Source organism: Sporosarcina sp. FSL K6-5500 (assembly GCF_038005665.1).
GTDB lineage: Bacteria > Bacillota > Bacilli > Bacillales_A > Planococcaceae > Sporosarcina > Sporosarcina psychrophila.
In genome coordinates this window covers 3474156-3499722 of the sequence record NZ_JBBOTP010000001.1, presented here as the reverse complement: position 1 = coordinate 3499722, position 25567 = coordinate 3474156, and the positions used below count along the sequence as shown (strand labels likewise).

20 protein-coding genes and 1 other annotated feature are annotated in these 25567 nt (G+C 41.2%); of the genes, 5 read left to right on the top strand and 15 right to left on the bottom strand.

Annotated features, from left to right (window positions below):
- Positions 1-31: 31 nt before the first annotated feature.
- Genes MKX62_RS16715 through MKX62_RS16700 form a run of 4 tightly spaced genes read right to left on the bottom strand, consistent with a single transcriptional unit; the run spans position 32 to position 5326 of the window.
- Positions 32-1237 (bottom strand): type II secretion system F family protein, encoded by a 1206-nt coding sequence (locus MKX62_RS16715; protein ID WP_340741912.1) that lies wholly within the window; start codon positions 1235-1237, stop codon positions 32-34.
- Positions 1234-2277, bottom strand: a complete 1044-nt coding sequence (locus tag MKX62_RS16710) for a type IV pilus twitching motility protein PilT (RefSeq protein ID WP_340741911.1) — start codon at positions 2275-2277, stop codon at positions 1234-1236. The genes MKX62_RS16715 and MKX62_RS16710 overlap by 4 nt, the downstream gene beginning before the upstream one ends.
- Before the next feature lie 11 nt (positions 2278-2288).
- Complete coding sequence (locus MKX62_RS16705; protein ID WP_340741910.1) at positions 2289-3947, bottom strand: GspE/PulE family protein; 1659 nt, start codon at positions 3945-3947, stop codon at positions 2289-2291.
- A gap of 14 nt (positions 3948-3961) precedes the next feature.
- Entirely contained in the window at positions 3962-5326 is a 1365-nt protein-coding gene (locus MKX62_RS16700; RefSeq protein WP_340741909.1) for a G5 domain-containing protein, read from the bottom strand.
- Between the two features lie 209 nt (positions 5327-5535).
- Here MKX62_RS16700 and MKX62_RS16695 point away from each other — a divergent pair, with 209 nt between their 5' ends.
- The 3 genes from MKX62_RS16695 to MKX62_RS16685 all read left to right on the top strand — a co-directional run bounded on the left by MKX62_RS16695 (position 5536) and on the right by MKX62_RS16685 (position 8256).
- Positions 5536-6006: a prepilin-type N-terminal cleavage/methylation domain-containing protein gene (locus MKX62_RS16695; protein WP_340741908.1), complete on the top strand. Its 471-nt coding sequence runs from the start codon at positions 5536-5538 to the stop codon at positions 6004-6006.
- Positions 5984-6505 (top strand): pilus assembly FimT family protein, encoded by a 522-nt coding sequence (locus MKX62_RS16690; protein WP_187047454.1) that lies wholly within the window; start codon positions 5984-5986, stop codon positions 6503-6505. The genes MKX62_RS16695 and MKX62_RS16690 overlap by 23 nt, the downstream gene beginning before the upstream one ends.
- A 104-nt stretch (positions 6506-6609) precedes the next feature.
- Positions 6610-8256: a hypothetical protein gene (locus MKX62_RS16685; RefSeq protein ID WP_340741907.1), complete on the top strand. Its 1647-nt coding sequence runs from the start codon at positions 6610-6612 to the stop codon at positions 8254-8256.
- 89 nt (positions 8257-8345) lie between these two features.
- On the opposite strand, the gene MKX62_RS16680 is transcribed toward MKX62_RS16685, so the two are convergent.
- The 3 genes from MKX62_RS16680 to MKX62_RS16670 form a co-directional block, all read right to left on the bottom strand.
- A complete protein-coding gene (locus tag MKX62_RS16680) occupies positions 8346-10070 on the bottom strand; it encodes a sensor domain-containing diguanylate cyclase (RefSeq protein ID WP_340741906.1) in 1725 nt (574 codons plus the stop codon).
- Positions 10071-10095: 25 nt separating this feature from the next.
- Positions 10096-11799, bottom strand: a complete 1704-nt coding sequence (locus MKX62_RS16675; protein WP_340741905.1) for a sensor domain-containing diguanylate cyclase — start codon at positions 11797-11799, stop codon at positions 10096-10098.
- 105 nt (positions 11800-11904) lie between these two features.
- Positions 11905-13122, bottom strand: coding sequence for a bifunctional folylpolyglutamate synthase/dihydrofolate synthase (locus tag MKX62_RS16670; protein ID WP_340741904.1), 1218 nt, complete (start codon positions 13120-13122; stop codon positions 11905-11907).
- A gap of 62 nt (positions 13123-13184) precedes the next feature.
- Between MKX62_RS16670 and MKX62_RS16665 the strand changes: the two genes are divergently transcribed.
- Both MKX62_RS16665 and MKX62_RS16660 read left to right on the top strand, forming a co-directional pair.
- A complete protein-coding gene (locus tag MKX62_RS16665) occupies positions 13185-14051 on the top strand; it encodes an ATP-grasp domain-containing protein (protein WP_187047449.1) in 867 nt (288 codons plus the stop codon).
- Complete coding sequence (locus MKX62_RS16660; RefSeq protein WP_340741903.1) at positions 14048-14839, top strand: ATP-grasp domain-containing protein; 792 nt, start codon at positions 14048-14050, stop codon at positions 14837-14839. The genes MKX62_RS16665 and MKX62_RS16660 overlap by 4 nt, the downstream gene beginning before the upstream one ends.
- Before the next feature lie 71 nt (positions 14840-14910).
- Here MKX62_RS16660 and MKX62_RS16655 read toward each other — a convergent pair whose 3' ends face one another.
- The 8 genes from MKX62_RS16655 to hemA all read right to left on the bottom strand — a co-directional run bounded on the left by MKX62_RS16655 (position 14911) and on the right by hemA (position 25239).
- Complete coding sequence (locus MKX62_RS16655) at positions 14911-17559, bottom strand: valine--tRNA ligase (protein ID WP_340741902.1); 2649 nt, start codon at positions 17557-17559, stop codon at positions 14911-14913.
- A 45-nt stretch (positions 17560-17604) separates the two neighbouring features.
- Positions 17605-17854 (bottom strand) — a binding site (T-box leader).
- A gap of 226 nt (positions 17855-18080) precedes the next feature.
- Entirely contained in the window at positions 18081-18665 is a 585-nt protein-coding gene (locus MKX62_RS16650; RefSeq protein WP_340741901.1) for a hypothetical protein, read from the bottom strand.
- A gap of 176 nt (positions 18666-18841) precedes the next feature.
- Positions 18842-20134 (bottom strand): glutamate-1-semialdehyde 2,1-aminomutase, encoded by a 1293-nt coding sequence (gene hemL / locus MKX62_RS16645; RefSeq protein WP_340741900.1) that lies wholly within the window; start codon positions 20132-20134, stop codon positions 18842-18844.
- Complete coding sequence (gene hemB / locus MKX62_RS16640; protein WP_340741899.1) at positions 20135-21115, bottom strand: porphobilinogen synthase; 981 nt, start codon at positions 21113-21115, stop codon at positions 20135-20137.
- A 2-nt stretch (positions 21116-21117) separates the two neighbouring features.
- Complete coding sequence (locus tag MKX62_RS16635; protein WP_340741898.1) at positions 21118-21876, bottom strand: uroporphyrinogen-III synthase; 759 nt, start codon at positions 21874-21876, stop codon at positions 21118-21120.
- Positions 21869-22798, bottom strand: coding sequence for a hydroxymethylbilane synthase (hemC, locus tag MKX62_RS16630; RefSeq protein WP_067208071.1), 930 nt, complete (start codon positions 22796-22798; stop codon positions 21869-21871). The genes MKX62_RS16635 and hemC overlap by 8 nt, the downstream gene beginning before the upstream one ends.
- A 156-nt stretch (positions 22799-22954) precedes the next feature.
- Positions 22955-23785: a cytochrome c biogenesis protein gene (locus tag MKX62_RS16625; protein ID WP_067208068.1), complete on the bottom strand. Its 831-nt coding sequence runs from the start codon at positions 23783-23785 to the stop codon at positions 22955-22957.
- 89 nt (positions 23786-23874) lie between these two features.
- Complete coding sequence (gene hemA, locus MKX62_RS16620; protein ID WP_187047445.1) at positions 23875-25239, bottom strand: glutamyl-tRNA reductase; 1365 nt, start codon at positions 25237-25239, stop codon at positions 23875-23877.
- Positions 25240-25567 lie beyond the last annotated feature (328 nt).

Below are 25567 nucleotides of genomic sequence, written 5' to 3'. Positions count from 1 at the left end.
CCTTTCAGATGGTTAATCTAGCTATCTATATTTATATCTGTTCAAACAAACTGAACATCGGAACCATAATAGCTAGGACGATTGTACCGATAACAACCGCTAGTACGACAATCATCAACGGTTCGATGAGCGCCTTCAGCGTATCGACTGTCCGATCGACATCGTCTTCGTAGAAATCCGCAATTTTTTCAAGCATATAGTCAAGCGATCCGGTCTGTTCCCCAATTGCAGTCATTTGTGTGACTAGCGGAGGGAAAATCCAACTTTTTTTCAAAGGGGCAGTCAATGTCCCTCCCTGCTCTAAACTTGCACGTGCCTCTAACACCACTTGTCCGATAACAGGGTTACCTACCACTTTTTCAACAATCGTTAACGCGTTTAAAATGGGTACTGAACTACTGAATAATGATGACAAAGTTCTCGTCATCCGTGCAATGGCCGCCTTTTGAAGCATCTTACCGAAAACCGGCATTTTCAGCGACAATAAGCTAACGTTGTATCGAAATACCTCACTATTCTTCTGCAAATAAATCAAAACAATCGCAACCACCACAACAAGTAATAAGCCGCCCCACCAATAATTTTGTATCAGTTCACTCATGCCAAGAACAAACAACGTAATCCAAGGAAGTTCTGCTCCAAAATCTGCAAACATAGATGTGAACCGAGGCACAATAAAAATCATCATGAAAATGACAACGACGACTGTCATAAGTAGAAGAGCCACAGGATACATTAGTGTCGATTGAATCTTCTTTTTTAATGTGTACTGTTTCTCGTAATAGATTGCTAACCTGTCCAATGTATCTTCTAAACTACCTGTTGCCTCACCCGCGCTTATCATATTAATGAATAACGGCGGAAATATTTTGCTATGCTTTCTTGCAGCATCCGAGAACGGAGTTCCGCTTCGGATATCGACTTCTACTTCATGCAATGCATGTTTCAAAGGTTTGCTGGCTGTCTGATCACCTAAGATTCCGGTCGCTTCAACGATGGAAATGCCTGCACGTATCAAAGTAGCGAACTGACGACAATAAATGACGAAATCTTGGTTTTTTACAGTCGCACCCATTCCAATATCTTTATGTAGAATGCTTTTTGATGGTTGAATCTCTCTTGGATTAATACCTTTTGCACGCAAAACTTCTATTGCTTTACCCTTATTTGGCGCATCGATAATACCCTTTTTATGTGATCCATCCTTCGCTCGACCACTGTATTTAAAAACTGTCATCTGTATTCACCTGCTGTGAAAAAAGGTTTTGCTAGATCATGGTCGATTATCCCCGCAGTCAGCAACCGTTGCACATCCATTTCAATTGTGTGCATGCCTTGTGCCTTACTGGTTTGGAGGACATTCGGAATCTGGTGAATCTTTTCACTGCGAATCAAGTTCGAAATAGACGGCGTTTGGATCATAATTTCAGTCGCCGCAACGCGCCCGTTTCCTCCGGATTTCGCAATCAGCCGTTGTGAAACAACTCCCCGTATAACACTAGACAGTTGTTGCCGAACTTGGTTTTGTTGCGTTGGTGGGAAGACATCAATAATTCGGTCGATTGTAGAAGCCGCAGTACTCGTATGCAATGTGGCTAACACCAAGTGCCCCGTTTCCGCAGCGGTAATCGCAGTTGAAATTGTTTCCAAATCTCGCATCTCACCCACAAGTATGACATCGGGATCTTGCCGTAACGATGCCCGTAATCCGCTTGCGAAACTTGCGGTATCTAAGCCGATTTCTCTCTGATTAATGACCGAATTCTGATGGGTATGTAAATATTCAATCGGATCTTCGAGTGTAATGATATGCTTTGAGAAGTTTTTATTGAGATGATCGATCATTGCTGCTAATGTCGTCGATTTACCTGATCCAGTTGGTCCCGTTACTAAGACAAGCCCTTGCCTTTGTTCCACTAGCTCTTTAAAAACAGATCCCATACCAAGCTCATCCAACGAAGGTATTTTTGTCGATATAAGCCTTAACGCTAATGCATAAGATTGTTTTTGCTTAAAGGCGTTGACACGGAATCGACAAGTATCTTCTAAAGCAAAGTTGAAATCTGCTTCGCCAACCTCCTCTAGTTCCTTACGTTTCCGTTCTGGTGTAATTTCTTCGACCATAGACCGTAAGTTATCTGTCGCCAGAGGTTCTATCCCTTTTTGAATCAACGTCCCATCGACACGGAACACCGGGGGGAGATTAGCAGTCAAATGGATATCGGATGCACCTTCGTTGAACGCCTGTTTCATCAATTCTTTTACTGTATAATCCATTTTCTCACAACCTATTCGACCGTAGTAACTCGCAAAATTTCTTCAAGTGTCGTGATTCCTTTTTCAACTTTCAAAAGGCCATCTTCCATCATCGTCTGAATGCCATCTGTTTTCATCTGTTGTTTGATATCATTCGAATTCATGGATGTCATCATGATGTTTTTGATTTCCCGATTAATGGGTAGAACTTCGTGGATGGCAATTCTTCCTTTAAAGCCAGTGCCATTACATGAAGGACAACCCGCTCCTTTTCTAAGCTGAGTTACCTCAATGCCGTACTGGCGGAATATAGTGAGCGTTGCATCATCCGGCGTGTAGGTATGACCACAGTCCCTGCATATTTTACGGACGAGACGTTGGGCAACAATTCCAACCAACGAAGACGAAAGTAAGAATGGTTCAACTCCCATATCATTCAGTCGTGCAATGGATTCAACCGCACTGTTGGTGTGCAATGTACTCAGAACCAGGTGGCCTGTCAATGAAGCCCTAACCGCAATTTGCGCCGTTTCTAAATCCCGGATTTCCCCAATCATGACGATGTCAGGATCCTGACGCAAAATTGAGCGTAATCCAGAAGCGAATGTCAAACCAACTTCGTCACGCACTTGAATTTGGTTAACCCCTTCCATTTGGTACTCGACAGGATCTTCAACGGTGATAATATTTACACCTTCCGTATTCAACGTACTTAGTGCAGCATAAAGAGTTGATGATTTACCTGATCCAGTAGGTCCTGTAACAAGAACGATTCCATTTGGCGTAGTAATCATTTTTTGGAACAACGCTAGGTTAGGTTCTGAAAAGTTCAATTTGTCAATCGAATTCAATGCATTTCCCATGTCTAGAATCCGCATAACAAGTTTTTCGCCATAAACGGTCGGAAGTGATGAAAGACGAATGTCGATTGCACGGAAGTTGATGATGGTTTTAATTCGCCCGTCTTGTGGAACTCTGTTTTCAGTAATATTCAAGTTCCCTAAAATTTTAACCCGAGCAATAATAACATTTTGCATATGTTTTGGAATGGCTCTTTCCGTACGTAGGACACCGTCGACCCTGTAACGAATCCGCAACTCATTTTCTTGGGGATCAAAGTGGATGTCACTCGCATTTTGAGCAACCCCATTGGCAATAATCTGGTTAACTAGTCGCACAATCGGTGATTCTTCGTCGTTCAATTCCGCATCGTTTGCCACTTCCTGGAGAGTAACGTCACTCATTGCATCTTCCATGGATTGTTGCAAGTCGTAATATTTAGTTATCGTTCGATAAATGTCGGTTTTAGATGAGATACGAGGTTCGACATGATAACCCGTTGTGAGGCGTATTTCCTCGATGGCAAAGTAATCCATAGGATCAGCCATTGCGACATATAGTTTATTGCGTTCCCGGCTTATTGGCATGACATGAGCCCTTTTTGCAAGCTCTTCCGGAATCAGTTTTAGCACTTCCGGTTCAATAGGAATCTGACTCAAGTGAACATGTGGGATGCCTAACTGAAATTCCAATACTTCTATCATCTGTTGTTCCGTAAGAAGATTTTCGCGTATCAAGTAATCTCCTATTTTTTCTTCAGCTCTCTTGTCAGCAAGAGACTTTAATAATTGCACTTCTGTAATGATCCCAGCATCGACAAGCAGGTCACCTATTCGTTTTCGTTTGATCATAGGAGCATCGCCTCTTACTTCCCAGACGGCTTGATAATATTGCCACCTTTATCATATTCTACTTCTTCATTAGTCCCTTCAATCTCTTCACCTGATGATGAATCTATCCCCCCACTCGAACTCGAGTCAGTACCTGCTTCATCGGTAACGAGTATTTCACTTGGTTGTTTTGTGTTACCTGTTTCCAAGTTAGCCCCATCTTCTTCGGCTGGTAGTTCTGCACTCCCAGTTTCAAGTTGCTTAGAGGATTTTACGACGACTCGATGGGTCGGTGGGTAAAAGTCTGTACTAATTAGTTCTTCTGTTTCAAATGAGCCATGTTTTTCAGAAGTCATTCGGAATGTAGACACTTTGACTCCCGGCTCACCCACTTCTATAACCTTTTCATCGTATAAAGGTAATTTATCCGAATACCGATAGATTGTCCTCGGTTTAACTTCCTGTTCTTCAACTTGATAGGACTCTATTCTCACATCGAGCGGAATAGATAGCAATTCAGCCGTTAACTGATTTTCTACAATCGTAAACTTAAAAGTTCCCGAAACTATATTTGGATTCTTGAAAATCAAATCTTTACTCATCAATTGATTGACGTTTGCCTCTGTTCCAGGTAAAAAGGTTTGTAATTTGACAGGGCTTGCATGTCTCTCCAACACAATGTAATTGGATTGTAAAATAAGCGAATACATAATAGAGGCCATGTAATCAAGTGCATCTTGATCCCCTAGTTCACTTATATCCGCCAATGATTCTAGATAGGAAGTCTTTTCCTCCGGGTTTATCTTAAGCCCGTCCAACTCTTGCAGAATAAGGTCAAGTGAATTTCTTTTCACCGCAACTTCCTTAACAACTAACGCGATGCGTTCTTCTACAGCACTATTTTCCGATTGAACGGCTTGTATAACACTAGTCAACTGGTAACCTATCTCCTCATTCAATTGATCCATCGTTTCATCGACTGAAATAGCTGAATCCTTTTTCAATAGCTCGATTATTTCTTCGTCTATAGAAAACTGAATCGGTAGATCGATGTGGACTTTCTTTTTCCAAAATTGATACCATGATTTTTTTGTTTGAACTTCAAACTCGTTTATTGTTTCCTTCATATGAAAATGAAATAAAGACGTGTCAAGCTCCATATCCCCATTGGTCGTTTTTAGCAATAAGGAAGACTCTTTCCACTCAAGAACTTTTTGTAACAACATCTGCTCAATTTCCTTCTTGTCTTTCGAATCGATTTTATTCCCTGCGATAGTCGATAATTCTCCTCCAGATGAAGCGAAAACAGTCGAAAGAGATAGTATCACCGATAATAATAAAATAAAACTAGCTGAAAGTACACGCACTATAAATCTAGTATTCATTGAACGTTTATACATAAAGACCCTCCTACACACGGAAATAGCTCATTCTTAAATAAAACAGTACTAAAGACCCAAATGTGAATGATTATTTTAAATTTACCTTACAAAATTATATCTTTTGTTCTAGATTATATCCTAATAATAAGTTAAAAGATAGAGATTTACAATAACTATTATGTTATCATATTGGTAATTATAGTAATAGTCCTAAAGGGAGGGTAGATATGCACTCAGAAAAAGGTTTTTCACTATTAGAAGTCGTCGTTTCCCTCGTCCTTATTTCAATCGTTCTATTAAGTTTCTACCCCTTTCTAATCAACTCTAAGAAGATGTCCGATTCAAACATGGAAAGACTGGTCGTCATAAATCTTGCGGATGCGACATTAGAAAGATTAAAAGTAGATCCTTATAGTTACATAGAGAAGCCTAGTGACAAACCAGAACCACTGTACCTCGTAAGCAAGTCTAAAGAAAAATCTTACACATGGTCAAATTGTAGTTCGGAAGAATGTAAGGCTCTCTACTCCATCTTATTGAATGAAAAAAAATATAATATCGATGTAAAAGCCTCACAAAACTCTGAAGAAGGTACATCTCAATTGATTAGAATTATTGTCACAGTCAAAAACATAAACAAGAAAATCAGTTATTCGGTGGAGGGATACGTGACTTATGGACAAACGGGTACAAACTGAAGCGGGCTTGACACTCATTGAACTGCTTGGCGCCATAGTTATTTTAGTCATTATTACAGGACTAACCTTCCCAATTCTTATTAATGGTTTAAAAACTGCGACCACCATTCAGCAAGAAGTAAAGCTACGGGATGAAGCAGATTATTTGATGGCCGCTATGCTAAAAGAAATGTATGTCATGAAAGAATCGGAAATAAATAAAGACAATTTACCAGCAAATGGTACAGCTAATTATTTCTTAATAAAAAAGGTCCCTACTAAACCCAATGGAATAAAAACCGGTTTTATCAACGGTGAGCTAATCCTGTCAGACACAGTTATCCACGCGAAAGATAGCTCCATCAAATTATCTCCAAACCCAACCATCACATTTGTTGAACCTAATCAATATGAAATAAGTTTCGAGCTAAAGCTAACAGGCGATAAACCAAAGAAAATGAAGTTCGAAAATGTTATCAGAACGATTAATGATATTGATATAAAGGAGCAAAGTTTATGAGGCTACTAAAAAGTGACAAGGGATATGCATTATTTATCACTCTTGTGATTATCATACTATTTACCGTGCTCGGGATGACAATGTTGGCACTCACATCTGATGGGATGAAGAAGAATAATGTCCGAAAGGAAACAGTACAAGCTAAGGCATTGGCAGAAACGGGGATTGATGGCCTTGTAGCGAAAATAAACTCGGAATTGACCCTTTTTTTAGGTGAAGATGGTAAACCCAGAGATGATTTTAGTAAGGAACTTCTGAAAACATTAAATAAATATGTTTGCTCATCTCAAACTAAAATATTAGAAAAAAGAAGTACGGGCGAATTTGGATCCTGCATTAAAAAACCGGATGGTGATGTGAAAGATAAAAATGACGTTGTCAGTGACCTCCGTAAACTTGTGACTTTTGAAAGTATCGGGAAATCTGGTTCTGCTAAACGAATACTAACGAGTACTATTGAAATAGGTGCAGAAGCATTTCCCGAGACAATGAAATATGCGATTGGGACAAATATTATGTCGAAAACCCCAAAAGAGGGAGAAGGTAACTTATTATTGCATGGGAGCTCTGATATTCATGGAGATATTAAGGTAGATGGCAATTTAATTTCTTATGATCACGGAACTGCTGCATATAAATGGGAACCAAGCCTACTTCCTAGAGCATACCCTTCTGAACATTCGACTTCTTCGAAACTTGTTTTAGGTAAAAGTATGTATAAGGTCGTCTCAAAACCTAGCAGTAATGGAAGTCAAAGTGGCTACGATAATTATATTAAAAAAGATAATTTTAATACTAGCGGTTTTTCTCTACGGACAGAACCAAAAGACTTGTTTGACGAGAAATTAGCGCCAAGAATTGTCAAACGCGATCCGACTATAAGCCCTATTGGTATTACAGATAAAAAAGACTTATATTATTTTGATAATAAGCATGGTGGGCAATACTTGGATATTACGAACTCGACAGTTATATCAGGTATTGATAAGCCGTTCTCGAATTTGCTACCACGGAGAAAAGGTGAATCTAGTGGAAAGCAAACGTCATTAGACGATAATCTTGATTTTTCAATGACTAATACTAACAACTTCAATAAAATGGCAGTAAAACAAAGCTTAACTATAGTAAAAGGGGACCATACTTTTAAAGATGGATTATTTGTTGGATCTGCTCCCCCCCAAAAGAATAGTCAGCATAACTTGACTATAGGAAATAAAGTCCAAACAGACAATCCTAATTCTCGCGATAATATAAAACTAGATGGATCTATTTATGTAAACGGAGATGTAACGATTCAAGGTGCCAACCTAGAAAGTAACGCTCTCATGTACGTTGATGGGGATGTAAACATACGATTTTCTTCTATAAACGGAAAAAAACTAAATGATGGAAGTACTGGTACTCTCATAATTTTTGCGACGGGTGATATTTATATAGCAAATAACTCCGTGGATCGGGATGAACCAAGTACGATTAAAGGGTTCTTTTACAGTCAGAAAAACTTCGAAATGTACGGCGTTGGTTCAAACATTAGGATTGAGGGTGGAATTTCAGCAAGTAGGATTGTTTTAAATGCTATTAGAGGTAAATCTTCAAATGGCACATATCAAAGTGTCGCTATACAAAAAAATAGCCCATCCCGTCTCCAAGTCATTTATGACGCTAATCTAATTGAAAACTTTTTAAAACTAAACAAGCCTGAACCGATTATCCGAAAAATTGATCCACCGCTTGAAAAGGACCGAAAGTAATTAAGTTAGAAAGAGCCAAAGAAAATTCATCTTTTCTTTGGCTCTTTCATTAAGTTTAGATTTTAATATCTTCAATTCATCTCAATGTGCTAAACACTTACAACCTCCCTATCTTCATAAACCCCAACCCTATTCCTACCCGCCTGCTTCCCACCGATGTAAAGTGCCCTATCGGCATTACGCAACAGTTCTTTCGCATCTCCTGCATCTTCAGGAACACTTGCGACGCCGATGCTAACGGTCATATGGACATCAACAGGCTGCCGTTCATTAGAGAGATCTGGAATAATTCTGAACGAAGACGACTCCACTTTAACTCGAATTTTTTCCGCAAGTTTGACCGTTTCCTCTTTTCCGTAATTCGGCAAGGCTATGACGAACTCTTCTCCTCCATACCGGGCAAGTGTTGCTTCAATTGGGATAAATGATTCAAGCAGTCTAGCAAGTCCAATAAGAAGGTCATTCCCACTCTGATGTCCGTGCGTATCATTAATCGATTTGAAATAATCGATATCTAGCATTAAAACCGAAAGCGAATTGACCTCCCCAATATGGAATCGGATAATTTCTTCGTCCAACTTTGCATCGAGATAGCGAAAGTTATGTAAGTTGGTCAAACTACATCGCTCACTTTGCTCGATAGTTTTTTCATAATAGCGCGCCTTCACTAGTGAAATTGCAAAGTATCCGGTCAATACATCGATGATTTTCAGGTCAAGTGCTTCAAACATTTTTTTCCTCTTGGACGTTAGAATGAGGAACCCTTCCGTTTTTTGATTTCGCTTGATTGGCGCAGTCATAACACTTCCTACTGGTTGCGTAAATTCGAAGTTTCTCAGCGATTGCGCTTCCTTTTTCGTCGAAAATATTCTCGGCACGTCGTTATCCAGCCCATCGTTCATAGACTTTTCCGGTTTGAATGAAAGGCCATTCAACTCCTTTGAAATTACATTGTCTTCAGAGGCCATCAGCGTGATTAGATGTTCTCCAGCACGGAGATCCAGGACATAGGCATTGTCATAGGGTACTACATCCTTAAGTTTTCCGATAAACGTTCGGATAACATCTTCAAAGCCAAGACGATCGGCAAGTTCATGCCCGATAATACCCGCAGAAGATAGTTTATCATTCAAATTATCGGAATTATTGTACCTTTTCGCGATTAATAAAACAAGAAGGAACGGAATCCCAATCAAAAGTATCGCACTATTCCCAAAATGTTGACTCAAAAAATACAGAGCTATACTAAACGGAAGCAATATCATTGTGGAAGCAAAATCCCATACCACGAATTTCTCTTTATAAGAATAAGTACCAAGTTCAAAATATAGATATAATTGCATCAAAACACTATTTATAAATGTATAACTGATTGCGTAAATAATCCCAAATAAGCAGATATTCGAGAAAGCCGTTGACCCAATTTCTCCACCCGCATAATGAAATAGGGATCCGCTCGCTAATGAGATGGGTATGAAAATCATCGAATTCACAAAAAAACGATGCACAATCGGTATATCTGATTTTCTACCGAACAGCAAGAGAAGCATTGCAATCTGTGTAAAAGCCAACTCCGCAAATAACCCGTATTGAAAAAAGACTGTGAACGTAATCCAACGCTCCAAATAAACTGTGATATTTTTCACTTGCAAAGGAATTGTCATCGTCATGATTAACATAGAAAATAGAATACCTAGATTCAACCAATCTATCTCTCTTGAAGGAAATAAAGTGAAAGCAAAAAAGATGCCGGGAGGAGCGATAGCAATCCATATAATTATAGTGATATTCTGAAACCTTCTAGAAATCTCCACTCGTCCGGCACCTCCTTGCAATAATTCATTTCACATATTCCGCAACCTTGTTCCGTCCTCCCTGCTTTGCACCTAAATAAAGCGCTCGATCCGCATTACGTAGCAGCGTCATTGCTTCGTCCGTATCTGCCGGGGACGATGAAACACCAATACTGGACGTAATATGGACAATAAGTGGATACTTATCTTCGACTAAATCTGGAATTATTGTAAAATCATAGCTACTAATTTCAGCACGTAAATTTTCTGCGAATTCGACGGCTTCAGTCTTTTCCATACCAGGCAAAATATAAACGAATTCCTCTCCCCCATAGCGCCCAACTGTTCCGCCATTAGGAAGGGCAGCTTCAAGTTTCCTAGCAAACATATGCAGAATGTCGTTCCCGCTTTGATGTCCATATGTATCATTCACTTGTTTAAAATGATCAATATCAAGCATTACGACAGAAAGACTTTTTATTGCGTTGTTTTTAAGCCGGTCCATTTCGTACGTTAAACGTTCTTCAAGATACCCGTAATTATAAAGCTCCGTTAACGCACAACGCTCATTCTTTGTAACTGCTTCTTGCATGTATCGTGCTTTTTCCACAGAAACAGTGAAATAGGAACACAAAAGATCTAAGATTTTCAACTGATATCCATCAAAGTATGATTTCTTGTCTGAAGCCAATAACAGAATGGCCTCGATTTTCTGGTTCCGTGAAATGGGGACACAAAGAACACTTTGCATTTCATCGGGTGAATAATCTTTTGTGACAGCTTCCCACTCTTTCCTTTCCGAATAAATGACTTGTTTATTCTGTTCAAGAACCAATCCTGCAATGCCTTGCCCGGCGGATAAAAGGTCAAAATCAATATCGATGAATTTTTCATGTTCATAGGTACGAATAAGCTCAAGCCAACCATCTTGATGGTCAAATAGATATGTATACTCTGCTCCAAACATTTCTGACACCTTTATAACAAATTGGTCAATCACAGCCTTTTCCGTCAATATTTCAGAAAGACCGTGTCCGATATCACCCGCTTGCCGCAAATTAATGTTGATATTCTCAGAATTATTATACAGCCGGATAATTAAGGATATAAAAAGAAAAGGTAATCCGATTAAAAGAAACGCACCCGCTCCGATAAATTGCAGTAAATAATAGAACGTAAGCGACAATGGCAATACGACTAGGATCATCGCATAATCCAGCCATAAATCTTTTGAAAAGAAAGGTGAATCTATTCTTTTGTACACAGCATATAGTTTTAGCACAATATCATTAACAACTGTATGGATGATTTGATAGCAGAATACCGAAATGATAACAGGCCAAAACTTGACTGAATCGAATTCACCGCCTACAAGATTAAAGACTAGAGCAGCGATTATTGATAAAAAGAAAAATAGTATAGAGTTAATAAAAAAGCGTTGCATTAATGGAAGCTTGCTTGGAAATGACAATATGATTGCGATGATAGAGATTTGCATGACAATCATTTCAATAAATAGTCCATACATTAAAAAAGCGGGCACAGTTACCCAGAGTACTAGGAATATCGGTATATTATTCCTTAACATCGGAAAATAGGTTGTAAGGAATCCGAATACCATAAAAACCGCCACATAACTCCAGTTTACTTGCACTGGAGGATATTTTAAAAAAACATAAACCAATCCAGTTGGAACGGTCAATAACCACAAAATAAAATAACGAATAGTGGACCTATTTGCAACCTTCATTACATTATCCACTCCCAATTAAATAAGTCAGAAAAGGTAGAAGTCTTCAAAAGTTTATCAGACCAAAATACATTTGTCACTATTACCCAAAAAAAATTCGATTAATCAATTTGCTCCGTAGTCCATTAGACTGTTCAGTAGGTATAATGAACCTGTTACTATTTTCTTTTTATTTCTATCTATAGATAGTATTATAGTATCATTTTCAGCCATTGTCACCTTTTTCTCTTCATGGTGGCAATATTCCATTAACTGCTCACCAGTTGCCGCTTGAGGATGCGAAAATGTCAGGAACGTAAATGATGCCGCCACTGGGGTGAGCTCATCCAGCGTTTTCTCGATGTCTTTTCCCTTTAGCATCCCAATTACAAAGTCCACTTTCTCCCCTGGGAACTCCGAGCGAATTGTGGCCGCTAACACTTTTGCAGCTGCAGGATTATGTGCCCCATCCACGAAGACCCCTGGTGATATCTCTTGGAAACGATGTGCGAGTTGCGTGATAGCAACTGCCCTAGAGACCGCCTCTTCAGCAAGCTGAATGCCCGCCACAAGAAGTGATTGAATCGCAACCGCGGCATTTACACCTTGGTGCAGCCCTTTCATCTTTCGTTCAGCCAACTGGAACGTTTCGGTTCCGTTAAACACATCATCCAACATCCAAAACTGCTTACCGTACGTGAAAAGCGGACTCCCTTGTCGATTTGAACTAGCTTGGACGACCTCAAGTGCTTCTTTAGGCAATGGACCTATTACGACAGGTATTCCATTTTTTATAATACCTGCTTTCTGCTCCGTCACGGCCGCGACTGTTCCTCCGAGAAATGCGGTATGTTCGAGCGCAATCGAAGTAATCACAGCAACGAGCGGCACCACCACATTCGTACTGTCCAGCAAGCCACCCATACCCGTTTCTAGTAATACATAATCCGGTCCAATCCTTCCAAATGTTAGGAATGCTGCAACAGTTAGTAATTCAAAATCTGTCAGTAGCCCACTTACCCCAGCCTCTTTCATCGCCCGAAATGATTTATCTAGTTCCTCTCCTGTTATCGCATCGCCATTAATACGTATCTGATCATGTATATCGATAATTGCAGGCGATGAAAAGACCCCCGAAGAAAACCCATGCTCTTTTAAAATCGCCTCCATAAATGCTATTGTCGAACCCTTTCCATTTGTCCCCGCAACGTGGATGACTTGTAATTTCCTTTCCGGATTCCCCACCTTAGACAACGCTTCTTGCACCGCATCTAGGCCAGGTTTTATTGAATTGTCACTATCAATTCCCCATCGCTCTGTATAGACATTCATATTTGGAATCAAAACTATCCCTCCGTATGTTAGAATCTAGTTATCAAAAGTATATCATTTCCGGAGGGTTCCACATGCAAAGTTGTTGGATTATTTATAATGGAAGTTTAACGAGCGACAAATTCAAAGATCAAGCCGAGTTAATGAGGGAAGCGGCAGAACGCGCGGGTGTACGCGCTGAGCTTAAGAAAAATTATGAAGTAATGATGAATTTGAAAACGAATATAGAGATTCGTCCTGATTTCGTTGTTTTTCTAGATAAAGATATTCTTCTTGCGAATTTCCTGAAAAATGCGGGAATCCCTGTTTTCAATGATCCCGATGTCATTGAAACATGCGATAATAAAGCCATACAATATCTCGTGCTTTCGAAACAAGGCATTCCAATGCCTGAAACAATTATTGCACCGAAAGTGTATCCGAATTTCACAATTAAAGATTCAGGTTACTATGAACAAGTACTCAACCGTCTTGGATTACCGATGGTTATTAAAGAAGGTCATGGTTCATTCGGTATGAAAGTGTATTTGATTGAAACGGAAGAGCAGTTCTATGATAAAACGGATGAATTGCGCGGTATCGACTATGTATTTCAGGAGTTCATCGCAACGAGCAGAGGGCGTGATATCCGCGTAAACATTGTTGGAGGGGAGATTGTAGCGGCAATGTACCGTCACTCCGAAACTGATTTCCGTGCAAATATTACAAACGGCGGCGTTGCGACAGTAATCGAACTAACAGACGAACAGAAAGCGTTAGCGATACAAGCTGCGCACGCAGTCAGAGCGGAGTTTGCCGGTGTTGACTTATTGTTCGGTGACAACGAAGAACCGCTCGTTTGTGAGGTCAATGCGGCCGCCCACATCCGTAATATTTATAATGTGACTGGCATTAATGTTGCGGATGCGATGATCGCCTATATTTTGAGGAAGCTAGGTTGAAGGGCTATGTTTATTATTCAAAGGCAGAATCAGTTAGAAATCATGCGTTTATTGATGATTTGATAATCGAATCCGAGAAAATTGGTATTGAACTGCAATTATTGGTTGAAGATGAAAAACCAAAATCAGATGCAGATTTCATTCTTTTTAGAGATCGTAACTCAGAACGTGCTGCAACCTTTGAATTGGATGGTTTCCAGGTATTCAACCGAGCAGAAGTGAACCGAATTGCAAACGATAAATTGCGGACATTTGAACTTGCTACCCTGCTCAGCGTTCCAGCTGTGCCTACGCGAAGAATTCGTTCTATCGAAGAAATTAATTCGTATCCTTGCGTGTTGAAAACGGTTGATGGTCATGGCGGAAATGAAGTTTTTCTTTGTACTTCGGCTGCGGACGCGAAGTTGTTTTTCACCAAATTCCACGATCGAAAACTAATTGCCCAACCCTTCATCGAATCCGGCGCCCGAGATATACGTGTATTTATGATTGGCAATGAAGTTGTCGGAGCCGTAAAACGCACTGGCCATGGGACATTCAAATCAAACTACACACTTGGTGGCTCCGTCGAAAAATACATACTTTCCAGCTGGCAGGAAAAAGATGCGAAAACTATTTCCCGAGCAATAAAAAGCGATTATGTTGGAATTGACTTCTTGTTGTTGCCGGATGGCAGGTGGATGTTGAATGAAATTGAGGATCCTGTTGGTGCACGTTCGCTGTATATAACGCATGATTTTTCGGTGGCGATGAAATTAATGTTTTACATTAAGAATAAGCTTTCTTAAAATTGATTGATAAATCTTCAAGACGAAAAGCCCTAATCGCATAATTGCAATCAGGGCTTTTCGTTTTAAAATCAGATTTCCTTCAATTCCTGCATACGACGCTCAACCGCCGCGTACTTTTCTAGATAGTCACTTTCTTTAGCTCGCTCTTCTGCAACTACTGCTTCAGGCGCTTTTGACATGAAGCGTTCGTTGGAAAGTTTGCCTTGGACACGTTTTACTTCGCCTTGCCATTTCGCAAGTTCTTTTGTCAGGCGTGCGAGCTCTTCGTCGATGTTCAAAAGACCTTCTAGTGGTAAGAACAGTTCTGCTCCTGTAACGACAGCTGACATCGATTTGCCTGGTGCTGTGATGTTGTTGCCTAGCGTTAATGTCTCAGGGTTACAGAATCGTTCGATGTAGCTACGATTCGCTTCCAACACAGCTACAGTTACATCATCTTTAGCTGAAATATAAAGTGGAACTTTTTTGCTTAATGGTGTATTTACTTCTGCGCGGATATTACGTACTGCGCGGATGATATCCATCAGCAGTTTCATATCTGTTGCACGCGTTTTATCAGTAAGAGCAGGATCTGCAACCGGCCACGCAGCGATTGTGATTGATTCGCCTTCATGCGGTAAGTTCTGCCAAATTTCTTCTGTGATAAACGGCATGAACGGATGTAGCAGACGCATTGTATTATCGAGTACGTACGCCAGTACAGAACGCGTCATTTTCTTAGCTGTTTCATCTTCACCGTAGAGTGGTAGTTTCGCCATTTCGATGTACCAGTCACAGAAATCATCCCAGATGAAGTTATAAAGTGCACGGCCGACTTCACCGAACTCATAGCGATCTGCAAGTTTCGTCACTTGGTCGATTGTTTCATTCAACCGTGTCAAAATCCATGCATCTGCTACGGATTTTTCACCCGTTAAATCGATTTCTTCGTATGTCATGCCATCCATATTCATTAGCGCGAAACGGGATGCATTCCAGATTTTATTGGCAAAGTTCCAGATGGCTTCAACTTTCTCAGTCGAGTAGCGAAGATCCTGCCCTGGTGATGAACCTGTAGACAAGAAGTAGCGTAGTGCATCCGCACCGTATTTTTCGATAACATCCATCGGGTCGACGCCGTTACCAAGTGATTTAGACATTTTACGACCATCTTCTGCACGTACGAGTCCGTGAATTAAGACGTCTTTAAATGGACGCTGTTCTGTAAATTCAATTCCTTGGAAGATCATTCGTGATACCCAGAAGAAAATGATGTCATAGCCTGTTACGAGTGCATCTGTTGGGTAATAGCGTTTGAATTCTTCGTTGTCGAGATCCGGCCAGCCCATTGTCGAAAACGGCCATAGCGCAGATGAGAACCATGTATCGAGAACGTCATTGTCTTGACTCCAGTTTTCGCTGTCAGCAGGTGCTTCATGGCCGACATGTATTTCGCCCGTTTCGTTATGGTACCAAGCCGGGATGCGGTGGCCCCACCAAAGTTGACGCGAGATACACCAGTCATGGACATTTTCCATCCATGTTAAATATGTTTTTTCAAAACGGTCTGGCACGAAGTTTACTTTACCTTCTGCTTCTTGCAATTTAATCGCTTCATTAGCAAGTGGCTGCATTTTTACGAACCATTGTGTCGATAAATACGGCTCAACGACAGCGCCACTACGTTCTGAGTGACCAACAGAATGATTATGTTCTTCAATGTTGAATAGAACAGCCATTTCCTGCAAGTCTTTAACGATTTCTTTACGGCATTCGAAGCGATCCATTCCTTCGTATTTACCAGCAAGCTTGTTCATTGAACCGTCTTCATTCATCACAAGAACACGTGGAAGATTGTGACGGTTACCGATTTCAAAGTCATTCGGGTCATGTGCAGGTGTAATTTTCACTGCACCACTTCCAAATTCCATGTCAACATAATCGTCTGCAATAATCGGAATTTCACGGCCAACGATTGGTAATGTAACCGTTTTGCCGATTAAATGCTTGTAGCGCTCATCTTCAGGATGGACTGCAACCGCAGTGTCCCCAAGCATAGTTTCAGGTCGAGTTGTCGCAATTTCGATACTGCCCGTTCCGTCTGCTAGTGGGTAACGCATATGATAGAAAGCACCCTGTATGTCTTTATGGATAACTTCGATATCGGATATAGCTGTTTTCGTTGCCGGATCCCAGTTGATAATATATTCGCCACGGTAGATAAGCCCTTTGTTGTAGAGTTTAACGAAAACTTCCTGTACTGCTTTCGAAAGTCCTTCATCCAGGGTAAATCGTTCACGTGTGTAGTCAAGACCCAATCCAAGTTTCGCCCATTGCGCACGGATATGACCTGCGTATTCGTCTTTCCATTTCCATGTTTCTTCAACGAATTTTTCGCGGCCTAAATCATAACGTGTCGTTCCTTCTTCACGAAGTTTTGCTTCAACACGAGCCTGTGTCGCGATTCCCGCGTGGTCCATTCCTGGAAGCCATAGTGCATCATAGCCTTGCATACGTTTCATACGCGTCATGATGTCTTGTAGCGTTGTATCCCATGCGTGGCCTAGGTGAAGTTTACCTGTGACGTTCGGCGGTGGAATAACAATTGTATAGGGCGTTTTATCGCTTTTAGGTTGTGCTTCAAAGTACTTCCCTTTCAGCCACCATTCGTAACGACCTGCTTCAATAGTCTGTGGATCATATTTCGTCGGCATCGACGTGTTGTTTTCAGTTGACATGTTGTTTCCTCCTTTATTTTTGGGTACAAAAAAACTCCTATCGCCTTAAAGGACGAAGGAGCTGTTCGCGGTACCACCTTTATTCGTGCACACAAAAGAGCTGTGCACCTCAAACTTCGATAACGGCTTCAAACCGGCTTCCGCTACTACGCTCAAAAATGTTTTTCTTTTTGAACACACTTTCACGGAAACTGCTCATGGGTTACATTCGGTAAATAATCGACAGGTCCTTTCAGCACTCGAACCCTCTCTTTAGTCTAATCCATTCACGTACTATCCCAATCATCGCATCCATATGCAGTTGCAGTAATTGTAACGGAATAACCGGTATCTCGTCAAGTATATAACGAAAGGATTGTGTTATGCGTAGAGGATATAACCCTTATTTACTTCCTCCCTGGCTTCGAAAATGTCGATTTTACGCTAAAGGAATCATTATCCCTATTTGCCTTTTTCAGTTGATACGATTATTGATCATACCGACGACAGGCGACTTTCTACTGTTCTGTTTCCTGTGTGGTTTAGCTTTCGTTCTTTACAAAAACATCATTTGAACGGTAGGCTGTCGTCGATATGCCATCCGTAAGCTCCGCAATGAACGACAGCACTTCGTCCATCTCGTCTAACGGAGTGCTGTCAATTGCTGCTACAATGGGCGCTGCAACCGCAACCGCTACTTGCACTTCCTCAGGCTCTTCCACTATTGCAACCGCTTCTGTGTACGTACATTCTACATTCCAGACAACCCCATAAGTACCTTGTCCGTCTGATTTACCTGTTGCTTGCGTTGTTACAATCTCAAGTGAGCTCTCTGCTACTGAAGGCAAGTCAATATTAAGCGGTACCGCGTATTCAAAATAACCATCCTTGCCATCCACTTCGACATCGTCAATGAGGATAAATGAATCGTCCCATTCCTCCGCCCTTAGCCCTTCACCGAATTCGACATTCGCCGCAATATGATAAATGCCTGTCAACCGGACTGAGTCTTCTGTACGCTCTTCAGTATACCTTGGCGTCACTGTGACTGACTGTACACCAGACGGTACGCCAGCATGTTCTGGGAAATAGAAACTTTCCTCCATTGACCACTGTTTTTTCTCCATACCTGTTCCCTCCTTCTATTCCTTCACAAACAATTGTATGCGCGGCATGGTTACAATAGAAGATTAAATAGATTGAACGTAAATATCCTCCGACCAGTAAACTAGTCGGAGGATATTGTCTTTATTATTAAAACAAACATAACTATCAAATTCATATTTGAATTGACTAAGCTATTTTACGCACGAAGTTTAGCAAACACCGTATGGAACGCTTCAATTGTCTTCTCAATATGCGCTTCTGTATGCGCAGTTGATAGGAACATGCCTTCAAACTGAGATGGTGGAAGGAAGATACCCTCTTCAGCCATTAAGCGATAGTAATCAGCAAATAATTCAAGGTCAGCCGTTTTCGCTTTGTCGTAATTCGACACTTTTTCGTTGGTGAAGAAAAAGCCGATCATCGAGCCAGCACGGTTTACCGTGTGCGGGATATCAAACTTTTCAGCCGCTGAACGGAAACCGGCTTCTAGCTGATCACCAAGTTTAATGAAGTGGTCATATGATGCAGGCGTTAATTTTTTCAACGTCTCAATACCTGCAGTCATCGCCAGTGGATTACCTGATAAAGTTCCTGCCTGATAAATCGTTCCTGCAGGAGCCATGTTTTCCATAATTTCACGTTTTCCTCCATATGCACCAACTGGAAGGCCGCCGCCAATTACTTTTCCGAGACATGTAATATCCGGCGTCACACCGTAATAACCTTGTGCGCAATTATAGCCAACACGGAAGCCCGTCATTACTTCATCAAAAATAAGAAGCGTGCCGTTTTTCTCTGTCAACTCACGCAATCCTTCAAGGAAACCTGGTTCAGGTGGGACAACACCCATATTACCCGCGACAGGCTCAACAATAATTGCCGCTAAGTCGTCACCAAATTCTTGAATTGCGACTTTAATACTCTCTAAATCGTTATAAGGAACAGTGATTGTGTTTTTCGCAACCGATTCAGGTACACCTGGGCTATCCGGTAGGCCAAGTGTCGCAACACCAGAACCCGCTTTAATGAGCAATGAGTCAGCGTGACCGTGGTAACAGCCTTCAAATTTCAAAATTTTATTGCGACCAGTATAACCGCGCGCCAAACGTAGTGCGCTCATCGTTGCTTCCGTACCGGATGACACCATACGAATCATTTCAATTGAAGGAACGCGTTCAATAACAAGTTTCGCAAGTTCATTTTCCGCTAACGTTGGTGCACCAAAGCTTGCTCCAGTTTCTGCAACGCGCTTAATACCTTCCACTACGTCTTGATCAGAATGACCGAGAATAAGCGGACCCCAAGATAGTACATAATCGATATATTCATTGCCATCGATGTCTGTAAGAATAGCGCCTTTTCCGCTCTTCATGAAAATCGGGTCCATATTGACAGATTTGAATGCACGAACAGGAGAGTTAACTCCTCCTGGCATAAGATTTACCGCTTCAGCAAATGCTTGTTTCGACTTTTCATAATTTCTACCCAATTATTTCTCCTCCAGCCAGCGTGCCGCATCTTTCGCATGGTACGTCATAACGAGATCCGCACCCGCACGCTTCATACTTGTCAACGTTTCAAGAACGATTGCTTTTTCATCAATCCAACCATTTTGCGCTGCTGCTTTAACCATTGCATACTCGCCGCTCACGTTGTATGCAACTACTGGCAATGTAAGATTGTCTTTGACATCACGCATGATATCGAGATACGAAAGCGCCGGTTTAACGATTAGGAAGTCAGCACCTTCTGCAACATCTGATTCCGCTTCACGCATTGCTTCTATGCGGTTTGCTGGATCCATCTGATACGTTTTGCGATCGCCTGATTGGGGGGTAGATTCCGCAGCGTCACGGAATGGCCCGTAATAAGCGGATGCATATTTCACTGCATAAGACATAATCGGGATATGCTCAAAACCAGTTGCGTCTAGCCCTTGACGAATGGCAGCTACAAAACCGTCCATCATATTAGACGGTGCAATGATGTCCGCTCCCGCCTTCGCCTGGCTTACTGCAGTACGCGTCAACAGTTCCAATGACGGGTCGTTTAATACGTTACCGTCTTCTAGAACACCGCAATGTCCGTGATCTGTATATTGGCACAGACAAGTATCCGCAATGACGACAAGTTCAGGATAACGTTCTTTCGCTAAACGAGTGGCTTTTTGGACAATCCCTTGATCAGAATAAGCTTCCGACCCCAATTCGTCCTTAGTTGCTGGAAGACCAAATAAAATAATTGATGGAATTCCAAGTGACACAACTTCATCGAGTTCAATTGTAAAATGGTCGAGTGATTTCTGGAACACACCCGGCATAGAAGCGATTGGATTATTGATGTCTTCCCCATCTATAACAAAAATCGGATAGATGAAGTCCTCTTTCCTCAAAACAGTTTCTCTCACCATAGAACGCAATGTAGTTGAAGTGCGCAAACGTCTGTTGCGTCTGAATTGTAAAGTATCCAAAATTACCCTTCCTTTCGCCCCGCCAATTTCTCGACGAGATCCATAAGTGTGTATGTATCGGGTCTAACATGAACGACCGCACCAACTTCTAGCAATGCTTTTTCCGTCACATGTCCGATAGCCCCGATTGTAAAGCCGTTCCAACCTGTCCGCGGAGCCACTTCTTCAGCAAAAACTTCAACTGCCGAAGGACTTGCGAATAAAACGCTCAAATGCTGTTGTTGTTGCAATAAATCTACGAGTGAATCGATGGAATCATTTGCACGCTCTGTCGCATAAACTGTCCATTCATCCACTTCAAAAGGAATTTCCTCTTTGATGGTGACGCCTGCAATTGATCCGCGTAGAAAAAGAATACGACGAATATCTGTTTCAGCAGGATTAAATTCCTTTACGAATGTATCTGCACTGAACACGGTCGGAATGAAATCGACTGTAAAACCAATTTTTTCAAGCGCGTCTGCAGTTCGAGTGCCTACCGCTGCTATTTTCGCCGGAATTGATCCCGAAGAAACACCATGACGAATGAGTTTTGCACCAAACGCCGCAACCGCGCTTTGACTTGTGAATATTAACCAATCATACATCGGACAAGCGGTCAAACGAAGTTCATCTGTCTGTTCCACTAACTCCGCCACTTGGATAAGTGGCAATGAAACAGGCGTCCCTCCGTAGCTCTTTACCAATTCAAATACATCTTCAGACTTCGGAGTCCCTGTAAAGATGACTGTTTCAGCTAACAGCGGTTGACGATCACGCATCCATATCCGCCTTCACTTTCTCAATCACTTCTGAAGCCCCTTCGGCACGCAATATTTTTGCAACTTCCATACCCGCTTCAACGGGATCCGTGCTTGAGAAAGTCTTTTTAAACACTTGTGTTGCGTCTGGAGAAGCAATATAGCCCGTCAATTCGACTTCGCTACCGTTATATTGCGCAAATCCGGCAATCGGAACTTGGCACGAACCATCCATTTCTGTTAGGAAAGTACGCTCTGCTTCAACTTCTTTCCATGTTTTTTCATCCGTTAATTTCGCAAGTTCTGCAAGTAACTCTTTATCATCAAAACGGCATTCAATTGCTAGTGCCCCTTGTCCTACTGCTGGAATACAATCTTCAACGGACATATATTCCGTAGTCACATCCGCGCTCCAGCCCATTCGCTTCATGCCGGCAGCCGCAAGAAGAATCGCATCGTATTCACCGTCAACCATTTTTTTCAGACGTGTATCGATATTGCCACGAATCCATTGGATGTCAAGATCGGGACGCAGAAGCAGTAATTGTGAACTACGACGTAAACTAGACGTTCCAACTTTAGCACCTACTGGTAAGTCCATGAATTTCACATGACCATTCGAAATGAATGCATCGCGCGCATCTTCACGCGGAGGAATACAACCGATAACAAGTCCTTCTGGAAGAACGGCTGGCATGTCTTTCATGCTATGTACAGCGAAATCGATTTCTTTATCAAATAATGCCTGCTCAATCTCTTTCACAAAAAGCCCTTTACCGCCAACTTTCGACAGCATTACATCTAGGATTTGATCTCCTTTTGTAACGATTTCTTTCACTTCGAATTCAAATGGAGCACCGGCAGCTTTCATCTGGTCTATAAACCAGTTTGTTTGTGTCAATGCAAGTTTACTTCTTCTTGAACCTACGATTATTTTTCTCATATTAATTAATCCAACCTTTCTTAATCGAATACACCTTGGCGTATTTGTGTTCAGATTTTTTCGAGTTTGCTTGATAATAAATCCCCAAAAAATCTGTAGCATCCGCCAGAGGCTTTAACTTAATACAGCCGGGGTTTGAAACCAAGCTGTATTAAGTTATAACCAAAAATGGAACCCGGATAACTTACTTCCAAGAAAAAAATTGATGATAACAAAAAGGAATGCAAATACGTTCGCCCATGCAAAGTCATTTCCTGTTAGCTTGCCACTTCGCTTCAAGAATAATACAGAACCGTAAATGGCAAGAAGGATAAACGAACCAATAATCTTCATATCAAAAAAGGACCATACATCGAGTGCAACTATCGCCCACTGCATGCCGAGAATTAAACTAACGAGCAGAAACGGAATACCTGTATAAAGAGACGCCTTCATGCCTATCTCTGTTTGATGAAGAGAAGGAAGCCTATTAAATTGTTTTGACCATTTCTTCTTCTTTAAAACTTTATAAACAAGAAGATAGAGTATCGAAAAAACGAATGACATCGCAAACGCTGCATAAGACAAAATCGCGAATGTAATATGGATGAATAGCAGCTCTGAAATAAGCGCTTCCCCTATCGGCGACTGTTCAATTTGTTCAGGTCCAAATGTATGAATTGTCATAAAGATGAATCCAATCACATTTAAGAAAAAGACGGCGTGACCAACTTTGTAAAACAGATGCATGACAATTGATAAAGTAATCAACAACCAAGCGTAAAAGTAAATCCCCTCAAAAAGAGTGAGTACAGGGAACCTTTGCCATTCGATTATATACATCACAAGAAAGAATGTTTGTAGAAAGTAGACGACGGTTAAAATCCAAAAAGCGCTTCGGTGTGCAAACGTATCCTTATTCAAGTAATCTATAAAATAAAAAACAAGGCTTACTGCATAGAGTACGACCATCACTTCATGCAGTCTCGCCATCATCATTTCAGCCATGATAACCTCTCTGCCTTTCCGAACTAATAGGGGCGTTTCTGCATCTATAGTGTATCACACTGATGCGGAAACGCCCCTTTGACAAACGTTCAAAATGTCAAATCCGGTTGTGCCGTCGCATGTCTTTCAGCTCTGACTTTTAACCGTTGTTTCGCCTGTTTTGCAAGCGTTTCTTTCTCATTTACTACATCTTCATCAATACCGAATATTTGCTGGAACAATTCCAGCTTTTCGGATGCTTTCGGATCCATTGACAGCTCTTTCGCCTGTAGAATAGGATCTTTCAATAATTGATTAACGATAGATTTCGTATGCTTGCTTAATACTTTCTTTTCACGTTCAGTTAAATTTGGCATTTTGTTTTCAATACTCGCCATTGTCTCCGATTGGATGCGATTCGCTTTTTGACGAAGTGCCGATATAATCGGAACCACTCCAAGTGTAGCAACCCATTCTTTAAATACGACAAGTTCCTGCTCAATCATAAGGCCAATTTCTTCGGCTGCTCGCTTTCTTTCCGCGAGATTCGCTTCCACAATTCCTTGTAAATCATCGATATCGTAAAGGAAAACATTTGGAAGATCGCCGATACGTGGATCCAGATCCCGCGGCACTGCGATATCTACCATAAATATTGGTCTTCCTTTACGCAACCGACCTACTAACTGCATAAGTTCAAAATCGATAACGAAGTCGTTTGCACCTGTTGAACTAATCAGTACATCTGCTTCAAGAAGTGTACATTGCAGTTCTTGCATCGACTTCGCAACACCTCCGAATTTATCGGCAAGGACTTCCGCTTTCGACAGTGTCCTGTTAACAACAGTCACTTTGCTTGCACCGCTTCCGTGCAAGTTCTTAACGGCAAGTTCACCCATTTCGCCTGCTCCAAGAATGGCCACATGCTTTTGGTCCAATGTACCGAAGATCTTTTTACCGAGTTCTACAGCAGCATAGGAAACTGAGACAGCGTTATCGCCAATTGCAGTTTCAGTGTGGGCTTTTTTCGCAAGCGTTACAGCTTGTTTAAATAGCTCATTGAAAACAGTACCTGTTGTACCAATTGTTTGGCCTTCAAGGAAACTGTCCCTCACTTGACCTAAAATCTGTGTCTCACCAAGTACCATAGAATCGATACCTGCCGATACGCGCATCAGATGCTCAATCGCACCATCATTTTCCATGATAATTAAATGAGAAGAGAAAGACTCAAGTGGCAAATCGAACCACTCAGCCAAGAAATTCTTCACGTAATAACGACCCGTATGCAACTGATCAACAACTGCATAAATTTCAGTTCGATTACAAGTTGATATAATAATATTTTCTAATATACTTTTTTGCTGTTGCAATGTTTGCATCGCCTGCGGCAGTTCTGTTTCAATAAAAGATAATTTCTCTCTTATTTCAACAGGTGCTGTCCGGTGATTGACACCGATTACGATTGTATGCATCAGGTGTTCACACCTCTCACGTTCTATTTCACGCTTCCCATTATACCATATAGTTATCACTTTTCTTGTTGGAAATTGTGAACAACCTATGACTACGAACGGTTAAACGTAACTATTTATAATGATTATAATCTAATCCTAACAGCCTTCGATTTCACATGCAATTAATGTGCAATCCTAAATCAAATTTATTGGAACTGCATTACCGATTACTAATACTATACGACTGATTGACTAAACTATACGACTGGATAAGAAAACTGAAGAACAAATTATTATAGTATACGACTGAATTACTAAACTGTGCGCCAGCACACTATAAAAAAAC